Below are 11,867 nucleotides of genomic sequence, written 5' to 3'. Positions count from 1 at the left end.
AGAATGAGACCAGATTCAGGGTCTGGTGCCATTGATTTTTTTATTTCAGCATCTTTTTCAGGAACTGTCCCGTGTAGCTCTTCTTCACCTTTGCCACCTCTTCGGGCGTTCCTTCCGCGATGATCTTGCCGCCCGCCTTGCCGCCCTCCGGTCCCAGATCGATGAGATAGTCCGCACACTTGATAACATCCAGATTGTGCTCGATCACAACGACCGTGTTGCCCTTCGCAACAAGACTGTCAAGGACACCGATCAGCTTCTTCACATCATGGAAGTGCAGACCGGTTGTCGGCTCGTCCAGAAGATACACCGTCTTTCCGGTCGCCCGTTTCGCCAGCTCGCGGGTCAGCTTAATCCGCTGCGCCTCGCCGCCGGAAAGCGTCGTCGAACTCTGGCCGAGCTTGATATAACCGAGACCCACATCCGCCAGCGTCTGGAGCTTCGCACGGATATTGGGCACGTGCTCAAACAACTCCAGCGCCTCGTCCACGCTCATGTTCAGTACATCCGCAATCGATTTGCCCTTGTACTTCACCTCCAGGGTCTCCGCGTTATAGCGGGTACCTTTACACTCCTCGCACTCGATGTACACATCCGGCAGGAAGTTCATCTCGATCTTGATCACACCGTCGCCCGAACATGCCTCGCAGCGTCCGCCCTTCAGGTTGAACGAGAACCGTCCCGGATCATATCCGCGAAGTTTTGCTTCCTTCGTCTCGGCGAACAGTCTGCGGATGTCATCGAACACCTTCGTGTAGGTGGCCGGGTTTGATCGCGGCGTTCTGCCGATCGGTGACTGATCGATCACGATCACTTTGTCTATCTCCGACTCAAAGATCAGTTCCTTGTATGCTCCCGGCGTCACGCGGGAGTTGTTGATCTCTTTCATCAGCGCCTGATAGAGGGTATCGTAGATCAGCGTGGACTTGCCGGAACCCGACACGCCTGTCACGACCGTGAAGGTCTGCATCGGAATTTTTGCGTTGATGTTCTTCAGATTGTTTTCGTGGCAGCCGTTGATTCGGATGAACTTTTTCGCAGGCCGCCGCTCTGTTGGAACGGGGATCGTCTGAACGCCTGAGAGATACTGTCCCGTAATTGACTCAGGCGTTGATGCGACCTCGTCGGGCGTTCCTTCGGCGACCACATGTCCGCCGTGTACTCCGGCGCCCGGACCGATATCGACGACGTAATCGGCAGCACGAATCGTGTCCTCGTCATGCTCCACCACAATCAGCGTGTTGCCGATATCGCGGAGATGTTTGAGCGTTGCGATCAGTTTCTGGTTATCGCGCTGGTGCAGACCGATTGACGGTTCGTCGAGGATGTACAACACGCCCATCAGATTCGATCCTATCTGCGTCGCAAGCCGGATACGCTGCGCCTCGCCGCCGGAGAGACTTCCGGCACTGCGGGAGAGGGTGAGGTAACCGAGACCGACCTGCTGCAGGAAGGCAAGCCGGGAATGAATCTCGCGGAGGATGAGTTTTGCAATCTCGGTCTCCTTTTCGGAGAGCGGCAGGGTGTTGAAGAACTCGATCAGATCGTCGATGGAGAGATCCGTAATGTCCGCGATGGACTTTTCGTTGATCTTCACGGCGAGCACGTGATCCTTAAGTCGCTTTCCGTGGCATTCGGGGCAGGGAAGTACCCGCATGAACTTTTCGAGTTCCTCTTTGCGGTACTCGGATTTGGTTTCGCGGTAGAGCCGTTCGGTTTGCGGCAGCAGGCCTTCCCACTGGCCGTGATGTGACCACTCGGCGTTTTTCGAGGCCATGGTGAACTTGAGCGTGTCGTCCGTTCCGTACATGAGACCGTTGTACTGCTCTTCGGTGAGTTCCTCAATCGGCGTCATCATGGTAAAGCCGAGATGTTTGGCGACGGCGTCCAGATATTGGACGCGGTAGCCGTCGAGGAAGTTCCGGTAGATGGCAACCGCCCCGTCCGCGATGGATTTGGTTTTGTCGGGGATGATTAACTCCGGGTCGAACTTCATCTGGATACCGAGACCGTTACAGGTCGGGCATGCGCCGAACGGGCTGTTAAAGGAGAACATGCGGGGCTGAAGTTCTTCAAACGAGAGGCCGCAGATCGGGCATGCCATGCGTGCGGAGTACACGGCGTCCGGTTTTCCGGCGGCAGCTGCATAGACGAGTCCGTCTTCGGCACGTTTGAGTGCGGTTTCGATCGCTTCGACGAGACGGCTGCGGTCGGCAGGGTCGAGCCGGTCAACGACGATGTCGATGTTGTGCATGACGTAGCGGGCGAGTTTGATCTCGTCGTCGGTTCGGTGAATCTCGCCGTCCACCCGTACCCGGGTGAATCCGTCTGCGTTGAGGTCACGGAAGAGTTGTTCGTAGGTTCCTTTTTTCTTGCGGATGACAGGAGCAAAGATGGTGATCATGGTACCCGCGGGGAACTCGGCAGTGATGGCGTCTGCTATCTGTTCGGGCGTCCGGGATTCGATTCTGACGTGGTGTTTGGGGCAGTAGGGAACACCGATTCTTGCGTAGAGAAGACGCAGGTAGTCGTAGATCTCGGTGACGGTTCCGACCGTGGATCGGGGATTTTTGGAGGTGGTTTTCTGTTCGATGGATATTGCGGGGGAGAGTCCTTCGATGCTGTCAACATCCGGTTTGTTCATGATGCCGAGGAACTGACGGGCGTATGAGGAGAGGGATTCGACATACCGCCGCTGTCCTTCGGCGTAGATGGTGTCAAAGGCAAGGGTGGATTTGCCGGATCCGGAGACCCCGGTGACGACGATTAATTTGTCACGCGGGAGTTCCAGGGTGATATTCTGCAGGTTGTGCTGGCGGGCACCCTTAATGACCAGGTTTTTCATTGCGGGTACTTCTTTTACGGCTGGTGATAAAGAGTTGCGGGATACTGCACCGTAGGGGGGTGACATCGGCAGATATCTTCAGGGAATATGCTGCGGGGACCTGCTGTACCTTGTGAAATCTTGAAAAATACTTTTGCCGGGTGTAAATCTGGGAAAAAAGAGATGTTCGCTTCTCATCTCTCTTCGTTCTGTTTCGTGAAGAATGGATCAGCTTCGGTAAGATTAATTTTTACTTCAATTTTGCCTGCCTGTTCCAGTTTCGCCAATGATCTCATAAGGAGACCCCGGTCACGTTCAGTCCAGGATTCTGAGCCGTGGGTGTATGAATCATGCAGGAATCCATTGAGGGATACGGGCGATCCCTTATAATGGAGGTGAGAGGTAAGAAAACGTACGATGTCAAAGTTATCGGATTGCCGCCCGTAGTAATAGGATCGTTTCGGGATGTTCACATCATAGATATCGTCTTCGTCTGCTTCTTCATTCCACCAGCCTTTCTCCCGAAGGGCTTCGAGGAAAACTATCAGAAAGTCTATACGACCTGATTCATCTCTTGGTAATTCTCCCTGAACCTCACAGGGGTTGGGAAAAATTCCCCGATACCGGAGAGCCTGCAAAAATTCCTTTGCTTCATTGACTAAGTAGGCTTCGTGTTCGTGAAAGTTTCTATTGTCTAGTTCCCAGTCTGCGTCGACAGTACTCAGAAACGCATCTATGAGTCTGCTGAGTAAGTACGCTTCATCTTCATCGATTTTTCGGTTTCTTTCTTTCATATATCCGTTGATCGCAGGGAGGAATTTTTTCACTATGGCATCCATGAGATACTCATCATGCTGATTGAGTTTGTTTCGTTTTTCCTGCCAGTTTTTGTCAATGCTGTTCAAAAAAATACTGACATCTTCGGAAGTAATTTCCCGTTCCTGTTCTGTTTCATCTGCCATATGGATCATCTCTTTGTCTTTTTACTTAAAAATTGTAGCGGGATACGAAACTTACAGTGATTCGTATCCCGAACACGATGATGATGTAAGTGTATTAAATCACAATGTAATACATATGATATGTATAACAATCATTAATCAAATATGATTTTAAATACTCAATTATTACGTAAGGTTAAAGTTGTACTTTTCATGGGATTCCATATCACCATGTAGGAGCAGTGGGGCGAATAGCTACCCTTGGCAAGCTGTCGTTCTTTATTATCCACCATCATAGCTGGATGATAGTGATGAGCAATCCCTTCTTTCCTATTTAGAATTTCAGAATCTTTTCCTTTCACTGCATATCCCCCATACCCAAGGCTAATTGATACGCTTTTGCACAGTGCTATTGATGCATCCTCACATACAGTATAGACATTTCTGTCTCTACTGCTTGTGGTCATGAACTGTTTCATATAATCTGTAGCTTCCAGAAGGTTCATCCCAAGGTAATCAATTTTCGTTTTTCCCGTGAAATCTGCTTTGAAATAAATTTTGCATCTTTCTCTCTCTTTTTCAGTTTTGCAATAGTTATATTCCTCGAATGCTTTTTTAAGCACATCCCTGCTCTCCTGTTTCCAGAGATATTTATAATCTGTACCATCTGCCGTGTTTTGAATCCACAGACAGATATCATCAAATGTATCCTCAACTTGAGTTCCAATCGCATCTGGACTGAGAGAATAGACTGTCTTTTCCCCAATTTTTTCTACAATAATTAGTTGAATGCCCCATATTTTAATCCATCTGTCAATAAATTCTTGAACTGACTTGCCCCAAATACCAACATCCAATTGGGCAATAACTACTCCACTTGAGATTAATGAAATGATTTCAGGACCACATTCGATGAAATATGGAACAAAGACCCCGGGATTTTTCAATTCCTGATCTCTATCTACTTGCCTATCCAGAGAGATGTCTGTCGATTCTATTATTGATTTCTCATCGATAGGCATATTCCTGAGTTCTTCAGTAAGTATGGTTGTTTGCTCAAATGTAGATTCGTTCGTGGTTTCGGCCATCACAGATGGGAAGAATGATGTTAGCATCAGTACTGCTAATAACACATACCCAATCCGACAAAGTGTTTTATTCATTTTAACCTCCGATCATGGATTAAAACTAAAACCAAGTAATTAATTCTCATAATCTTATTAATTATGTGGTTTTGTTCGATTGTTATTCAACTATCTATTCCAATTTGCTACCTGTTTACTTCGTGTTAATAGCGAATTTAAGACACGACTGATTCACCTCCGCAGGTTACCAGTAGTAGATCTACAAAACCGCAGACCTGATTTTTTGTACTATCAATATTACGGAATTTAACCTGACGTCTACATTTCAAGCAATTTGTAGTGATTTTCCCAAAATTTTTCATGTAGCTATAAACAAATTATGTATCCATTATTTATGTCTGAAAATAAGATAATACTGTTGAACACAGACTGACAGGGGGTATGTTCAGTAAATTCAGTTAACTAGAGGGCCCAAATTATAATTATTCTGAAAATGACAACGTTTGGGTCATACCCTGCAAATCTGGTTTTTCGTTGTGGTCTGTGTCCTCTGGTATGAGGGTGATTGCTTTATTTCAAAAACACCAATACTTCTGTAATGGTTCTGGTGCATCTTCCGGACGGGACGACAGCGTCTGCTCCTGCCGGGACGGTTGAGGAGATTCTCATCGGGCTGGGATTGAATCCGTATGAGATTCTGGCAACCTGCGGGGGCGAGCTGCTGCTTGCAGATGATGTTGTCACGGATGATCAGGTTCTTGCGACTACGTCTATCGTACACGGCGGGTAAGTGATGGCGGTTTGTGATCACTGCGGGAAGCGGGCGGTCTGGCGGGATGCGGCGAGCGGTGCTGTACTTTGCGGGGAACATTTTTCGGCGTGGTATGAGCATCTCGTCGCGGATACGATTTCCCGCTACGGGATGATTCCGGCAGATTCGCGGGTGGCGATCGGGCTTTCCGGCGGGAAGGACAGTACGGTTCTGCTGTCGGTTCTGGCGAAGCTGGATTTGGATGCGGAGTTTGTGGCGGTTACGGTCGATGAGGGTATTGCCGATTACCGGGACGAGACGATTCGTGCGGCGGAAACGCTGGTGAAGCGGCTTGGTGTGGAGCACCGCATTCTTTCGTTTGCGGATGTCTGCGGGAAGACGCTGGATGAACTGCTCGCGGTGTCTCCGGAACGGGCGTGTTCGGTCTGCGGGACGCTGCGCAGACGTGCGCTGAATATGGCGGCCCGTGAGGCGGGTGCGGATCGGATTGCGACCGGCCACTGCATGGATGATGAGGCGCAGTCTGTTCTGATGAATTATCTTCGCGGGGATCTCCGAAGGGTTACGGAGAATTACCAGACGAATGCGGGCGAGCTGTTCGTTCCCCGCATTAAGCCGCTCTGCCGGTGTACGGAACGGGCGACGGTTGCCTATGGGATGGTGAATCATCTGCTGACGCGTCTTCCGGAGTGTCCGTATACGCGGTATGCGCTGCGGGCGGGCGTGCGGAGCGAGCTGGGGCTGCTGGAGCATCGATATCCGGGTACGCTGCTCGCGATTGTGGAGGGGCAGGAGAAGTTGCTGGCAAAGCTGGGTCCGGTCCGCGGGGAGGTACGGAGGATGGGTGTCTGCGAGCGGTGCGGGGAGCCGACGGAGAACCGGTTGTGTGCGGCGTGTACGCTTTTGGCAAAGCTGGAGGGGAGGGTTTAGTCAACCCATGCTATCATGCGGGTGATGTTTTCTGCGTGTATGTCGAAGGTGGTGTTGCAGTTTTTGCAGTGAAGGAGGGTTTGTTTTCTGCTGCGTCGGGTATACAGGCGGAGCGGTGCGTTGCAGTGTTCGCAGTGATATTTGGGGGTGAATAGTGTTCCGTCCGGCAGTTGCAGGGTGATGGTGAAGCGGCTTTGGAGAATGTGGCAGTGCGGGCAGATGTAGCGGTTCTGTCCATACCGGTTTTTGCGGGGGTTTTCACCGATGTCTGCCGGGGAAGCTCCTGCGTTGAGGAGTTCCCGTGTCTGCTGATAGGCGGGTGATTCCATGCGTTCTTGGAGGTTGGGGTATTCGCCGTTTTGGCAGGTGAATACGGTTTCGGGACAGTCTGCAAAGCCCAGTCCTTCCGAAATCCAGATTTCCCTGCCGCAGTGAGGACAGATGAATATTTCAGCTTCTCCCATTTATTTCTCCTTCTTTGTGATAGAGTGGGTTGATTGTGTTGATAAAATGTATGATGTACTCTGTCAGGCGGCATGTTCCTAGGGTACCGGTATCTTCCGCGGCATCAGGGCAGCAGACTTTCCGGCAGGGGGTCCATGCCGATCAGCGCCAACAGTTCGTTCACCTGTTCGCGTTCGACGGCTATTCTGTACGGTTCCGGCCGCCCGGTCGTGTGGATCAGGGCGAAGTACGATACGTCCATGATCTCCGGAGTAACGTTGTCCGGGATCAGTATGTCGATTCGCTCTGCTGTTATCCGTTTTCCTCCGGGACAGGGGACGGCCATCGCTGATGCAGTATTCACCAAACTCCAGGTGTATTCTTCGCCGTTTTGGAAAAAGGACCACGTGAGGTTTACCGGAGCTGCATACTGCATGGTGATTACGGTGCCGAACAGTCTGGTGGAGACGACATCGCTTTCTCCATGCTTTGGTTCCTGAAACGGCGAGTGGCGGTAGTTCTCTTCTATGATCGTTTCTATTTTTTCCGTGACCTCTGCGGGATACTGCGGAATGATATGAAGACCGTGCGAGACGACCGAGAGGCCGTCCGTTTCGATGACTGCTGCGGCAGTGCCGAGGAAGACGATAGCCGCAGCAAAACCGATGACGGTGAAGAGAATCGGGAGGAGCGTCGTGCGGGACATGGATGAGTGATCTGTCTTTGGCAGGTTATGAAGAGATTGATCAAACCGTCATCGGGAGGAAAAACGATCAGAATTGTGGCGGATGTTTTCTCCTTTCGGTTCGAAGTCATGAATCGCCTGATATGCCCGCAGAAATTTTTCCCATTCCTTTTTGATCTCATAGGGGGGCATCATCCCGGAATACACTCACCTCTTATCGAATGAGCCTGTGGAATATACAAAACGATTACCAATCCTAACTCAATCAAGATCTAGAATCTTTCTCGTTCAGTCATTTTTCACATTTTCCCATCGTGATGTTCGAATCACCAATGTTGGCGTTATTCAGATACAATGGATTTATTTGTGGAATTTGCGCACACAGGGTACTCAATTGAGGAGATCAATACGATCATCCCCAATACAGAGAGTAGTTTTTGCATCATAGTTCACCTTTAAAATATTTCAACAGATATCCCCCGATCGCTCGCATCGTGATTAGCAGAGCTACAGACCATGGTATGAGCCATATCGAGAATGGTACTTCCCAAGTCCATGGTTCGGGAAGATATTCACCAAGAGCCATAGTGAGCGTGAGAATTTCAGCATCTATCAGGATGATCCCGACAGTACCAAACACACCAAACAAAGTCACAAGACCGTGCCCAGGGGTGGAGTAATCAACAATACGAAACAGAGACTCATCGACTCCGTATCTGGATATGAGTTTTGCAGCGATGAGAAATAGCGGGACAGGTATCATGAGGATTATAATGATCTCAATTAACACCACGGGTCATTCTCCCTCTTCATAGCCAATGTAGCATAAAGGTGCCATTCCTCATCCTACCTATAATCTAAACGACCAGAGGAAAGATTATCCTGTTGAACACGGACTGACACCCCTGCTGTTGAAACATGATTCACCCGTCGTTTTCTCGGTGCGTTTCAGAGTTGTACGGTCCGCATAGATTTCAAGCAGGATATCTGCGGCAAACGTGGTTTTCATACGCTGGCTGATTCTTGCCGGAGTGTACGGTGTTTCGGAGATTGGCAACGAAGTACAAAACCGATCTTACATCCTCTACCATTGTCTCGTTGCGGAATAGCAGATCAATACACATGTCCCCAGTCCCGTGAGGGTTGATAGGGGAGAGTCATGCCGGATCTGTCTCTGCATTGTTATTTTGCCATTGTGTTGCTGCGATCGTACGGGTATTTTTGGCTGCGTGAGGTTTCTTCAATCGAGGGCCATGGCCTGTTTTTCATATCGTGCGGTGATCGGGGAAATAATTTCTGGACATTACAGCAAGGGGAGAATAACGATGATTTTATGTGGAGGGATATTCCATAATTGATTTATTGTTCGCAGAATTTGCGACGGAGTGGAAGGTATGGCTGAAAAAAATACTGCGGATATTGGTTTTGAGCAGAAGATATGGGATGCGGCGTGTATTCTTCGCGGGAATATGGATGCTGCGGAGTACAAGCATGTTATTCTGGGTTTGATTTTTTTGAAGTATATTTCTGATACGTTTTCGGTGAAGTATCAGGCGCTGGTCTCTGAGGGTGAAGGGTTTGAGGAGGATCATGATGAGTATCTGTCCGAGGGTATTTTCTATGTTCCGTCCGAGGCACGATGGGAGGTGATTGCGGCGGCGGCCCATACGGAGGAGATCGGTGTGGTGATTGATGCGGCGATGCGGGCGATTGAGCGGGAGAATAAGCGGCTGAAGGATGTGCTGCCGAAGAATTTTGCGAGACCGGAGCTGGATAAGCGGCGGCTTGGCGAGGTGGTGGATCTGTTTACGAATATTTCGATGGCGGAGCACGGGGCGAGCAAGGATATTCTGGGGCGGACGTATGAGTACTGTCTGAAGAATTTCGCGGAGCAGGAGGGGAAGCTGGCCGGGGAGTTTTATACGCCTGCGTCGGTGGTGAGAACGCTTGTGGCAGTTTTGCAGCCGTTTGAGGGGCGGGTGTATGATCCCTGCTGCGGAAGCGGGGGAATGTTTGTGCAGTCGGCGAAGTTTGTGGAGGAGCATTCGGGGCGGATTAATGATATTTCGGTGTACGGGCAGGATGCGAATCCGACGACGTGGAAGATGGCGCAGATGAATCTGGCGATTCGGGGGATTGAGGCGGATCTTGGCGGGTTTGCGGCGGATACGTTCTTCAATGATCTGCATCCTTCACTGCGGGCGGATTTTATTCTGGCAAATCCTCCGTTTAATCTGTCGAACTGGGGTGCGGATAAGCTCAAAGATGATGTGCGGTGGAAGTTCGGGGTGCCTCCGGCGGGGAATGCGAACTTTGCGTGGATGCAGCATATGATTCATCATCTTGCACCGAAGGGGCGGATGGGTCTGGTTCTTGCGAACGGGTCGCTTTCTTCGCAGTCGGGAGGGGAAGGGGAGATCCGGAGAAGAATTGTGGAGGCGGATCTGGTGGCGGCGGTTGTTGCGATGCCGCCGCAGTTGTTTTATACGACGCAGATTCCGGTTTCGCTGTGGTTTATCGAGCGGGATAAGCGGCAGCAGGGGAAGACGCTGTTTGTGGATGCACGGGGTCTTGGGACGATGGTTTCCCGGAAGCTCCGTGAGCTGACGGCTGAGGATATCGATAAAATCGCGGGTGCGTTTTCCCGGTTCGAGGAGGGGACACTTGAGGATGAGAAAGGGTTCTGTGCGGTGGTGTCCACGGAGGATATTGCGAAGCAGGATTTTGTTCTGACGCCGGGACGGTATGTGGGGGTTGCGGATGTGGAGGAGGACGGCGAGCCGTTTGAGGAGAAGATGGCACGGCTGACGGGGGAGTTGTCAGAGTTGTTTGCGGAGAGCCGGAAGGCTGAGGAGGAGATCAGAAAGCAGCTGGCGAGTATCGGGTTTGAGGTGCGGTGATGGAGTTCTCTCGTTCTGGAATATTGATTAGCGCAGTGCAAAAAATGGATTGGGTTATTGGAGGGAACAATGAGTGACTGGATAAAATGTTCCCTTTGTGACATAGCTTCATATGTGACTGATCGAGTAAACGTGTTAGATCTTACTATAGACACATATATTTCAACAGAAAATTTGGTGGCAGACAGAGGAGGTATGATTCCAGCCACAAAATTACCAAATGTAAACGTCGTCCCATCTTATCAACAAAATGATATACTCATCTCAAACATTCGTCCATATTTTAAGAAAATATGGCTTGCTCATTCTATGGGTGGTTGTTCTAATGATGTTTTAGTGATCAGGGCTAACACCACGTGTGATAGTAAATATCTTTACTATCTTCTTTCAACAGATGACTTCTTTGATTATGCCACAAAGACTTCCAAAGGTACAAAAATGCCACGAGGGGATAAAAAAGCAATTATGAATTATCCTGTGATTTTACCTCCTCTCCCCATCCAAAAGAAGATCGCCGCCATCCTTTCCTCGCTCGACGACAAGATCGAGATCAACACCCGCATGAATAAAGTGCTGGAGGAGATCGCCCGGGCGTTGTTCCATCGATGGTTCGTGGAGTTCGAGTTCCCGAATGACGAAGGGAAGCCCTACAAAAGCTCCGGGGGGCGGATGATCGAAAGCGAGATGGGGGAGATACCGGAGGGGTGGATTGCAATACCGATAAGTAATCTACTAATTGTAAATCCTAAACTCATGTTACCTAAAGGCGAACATGCGAGTTTTGTTGATATGTCCAGTTTGCCTATTGATTCCTGCTCTGTGTCAGAGATTTCTTCAAAAGAATGGAATGGTGGTGGATCTAAATTTCAAAATGGTGATATTTTGTTTGCAAGAATAACTCCATGCTTGGAAAATGGAAAAACGGCTATCGTTGACTTTTTGATAGATGATGAAATAGGATTTGGATCCACTGAGTTCATCGTTTTACGAGGTACTGGGAATATTCGTACTCCTTTTGTGTACTGTTTGGCACGTGATTCCAATTTCAGAAAGCATTGTATTGCAAGCATGGTTGGATCTTCTGGGAGACAGAGGGTTCAAAATGCATGTTTTGGCAATTATTTTGTGGCTAGACCGTCAGACGAACTTTTAACAAAATATTATTTTATTTGTGATGTAATTTTTAAATATATATGTGTGAATTCGAAGGAAAACTCCGATTTGAATAATTTAAGATCTGAATTATTACAAAGAATAATGAATTGTCAACTTAAGGTGGCATAATC

10 protein-coding genes are annotated in these 11,867 nt (G+C 49.3%); 4 read left to right on the top strand and 6 right to left on the bottom strand.

Annotation, left to right across the window (positions count from 1 at the left end; genetic code table 11):
* Positions 1-40 precede the first annotated feature (40 nt).
* The 3 genes from uvrA to O0S09_RS04020 all read right to left on the bottom strand — a co-directional run bounded on the left by uvrA (position 41) and on the right by O0S09_RS04020 (position 4,928).
* Positions 41-2,845: an excinuclease ABC subunit UvrA gene (uvrA, locus tag O0S09_RS04030; protein ID WP_268922728.1), complete on the bottom strand. Its 2,805-nt coding sequence runs from the start codon at positions 2,843-2,845 to the stop codon at positions 41-43.
* Positions 2,846-3,018: 173 nt separating this feature from the next.
* Positions 3,019-3,786, bottom strand: coding sequence for a hypothetical protein (locus tag O0S09_RS04025; protein WP_268922666.1), 768 nt, complete (start codon positions 3,784-3,786; stop codon positions 3,019-3,021).
* Between the two features lie 158 nt (positions 3,787-3,944).
* Entirely contained in the window at positions 3,945-4,928 is a 984-nt protein-coding gene (locus O0S09_RS04020) for a hypothetical protein (RefSeq protein ID WP_268922665.1), read from the bottom strand.
* A gap of 520 nt (positions 4,929-5,448) precedes the next feature.
* On the opposite strand from O0S09_RS04020, the gene O0S09_RS04015 reads away from it, so the two are divergent.
* Complete coding sequence (locus O0S09_RS04015) at positions 5,449-5,640, top strand: hypothetical protein (RefSeq protein ID WP_268922664.1); 192 nt, start codon at positions 5,449-5,451, stop codon at positions 5,638-5,640.
* Between the two features lie 3 nt (positions 5,641-5,643).
* Positions 5,644-6,552: a TIGR00269 family protein gene (locus O0S09_RS04010; protein WP_268922663.1), complete on the top strand. Its 909-nt coding sequence runs from the start codon at positions 5,644-5,646 to the stop codon at positions 6,550-6,552.
* On the opposite strand, the gene O0S09_RS04005 is transcribed toward O0S09_RS04010, so the two are convergent.
* The 3 genes from O0S09_RS04005 to O0S09_RS03995 all read right to left on the bottom strand — a co-directional run bounded on the left by O0S09_RS04005 (position 6,549) and on the right by O0S09_RS03995 (position 8,474).
* Positions 6,549-7,016, bottom strand: a complete 468-nt coding sequence (locus O0S09_RS04005; protein ID WP_268922662.1) for a hypothetical protein — start codon at positions 7,014-7,016, stop codon at positions 6,549-6,551. The two genes, O0S09_RS04010 and O0S09_RS04005, sit on opposite strands and share 4 nt — an antisense overlap.
* A gap of 104 nt (positions 7,017-7,120) precedes the next feature.
* A complete protein-coding gene (locus tag O0S09_RS04000; RefSeq protein WP_268922661.1) occupies positions 7,121-7,702 on the bottom strand; it encodes a hypothetical protein in 582 nt (193 codons plus the stop codon).
* Positions 7,703-8,123: 421 nt separating this feature from the next.
* Entirely contained in the window at positions 8,124-8,474 is a 351-nt protein-coding gene (locus tag O0S09_RS03995) for a hypothetical protein (RefSeq protein ID WP_268922660.1), read from the bottom strand.
* A 601-nt stretch (positions 8,475-9,075) separates the two neighbouring features.
* On the opposite strand from O0S09_RS03995, the gene O0S09_RS03990 reads away from it, so the two are divergent.
* Complete coding sequence (locus O0S09_RS03990) at positions 9,076-10,581, top strand: type I restriction-modification system subunit M (protein WP_268922659.1); 1,506 nt, start codon at positions 9,076-9,078, stop codon at positions 10,579-10,581.
* Between the two features lie 69 nt (positions 10,582-10,650).
* Positions 10,651-11,865: a restriction endonuclease subunit S gene (locus O0S09_RS03985; RefSeq protein WP_268922658.1), complete on the top strand. Its 1,215-nt coding sequence runs from the start codon at positions 10,651-10,653 to the stop codon at positions 11,863-11,865.
* The last annotated feature ends 2 nt before the right edge of the window (positions 11,866-11,867 follow it).

Source organism: Methanocorpusculum vombati (assembly GCF_026891935.1).
GTDB classification, from domain to species: domain Archaea; phylum Halobacteriota; class Methanomicrobia; order Methanomicrobiales; family Methanocorpusculaceae; genus Methanocorpusculum; species Methanocorpusculum vombati.
This window is presented reverse-complemented; position numbering and strand designations above follow the sequence as displayed.

Coding starts and splice junctions, on each gene's coding strand:
- uvrA (WP_268922728.1), bottom strand. CDS start 2,845: ATGAAAAACCTGGTCATTAAGGGTGCCCGCCAGCACAACCTGCAGAAT.
- O0S09_RS04025 (WP_268922666.1), bottom strand. CDS start 3,786: ATGGCAGATGAAACAGAACAGGAACGGGAAATTACTTCCGAAGATGTC.
- O0S09_RS04020 (WP_268922665.1), bottom strand. CDS start 4,928: ATGAATAAAACACTTTGTCGGATTGGGTATGTGTTATTAGCAGTACTG.
- O0S09_RS04015 (WP_268922664.1), top strand. CDS start 5,449: ATGGTTCTGGTGCATCTTCCGGACGGGACGACAGCGTCTGCTCCTGCC.
- O0S09_RS04010 (WP_268922663.1), top strand. CDS start 5,644: ATGGCGGTTTGTGATCACTGCGGGAAGCGGGCGGTCTGGCGGGATGCG.
- O0S09_RS04005 (WP_268922662.1), bottom strand. CDS start 7,016: ATGGGAGAAGCTGAAATATTCATCTGTCCTCACTGCGGCAGGGAAATC.
- O0S09_RS04000 (WP_268922661.1), bottom strand. CDS start 7,702: ATGTCCCGCACGACGCTCCTCCCGATTCTCTTCACCGTCATCGGTTTT.
- O0S09_RS03990 (WP_268922659.1), top strand. CDS start 9,076: ATGGCTGAAAAAAATACTGCGGATATTGGTTTTGAGCAGAAGATATGG.
- O0S09_RS03985 (WP_268922658.1), top strand. CDS start 10,651: ATGAGTGACTGGATAAAATGTTCCCTTTGTGACATAGCTTCATATGTG.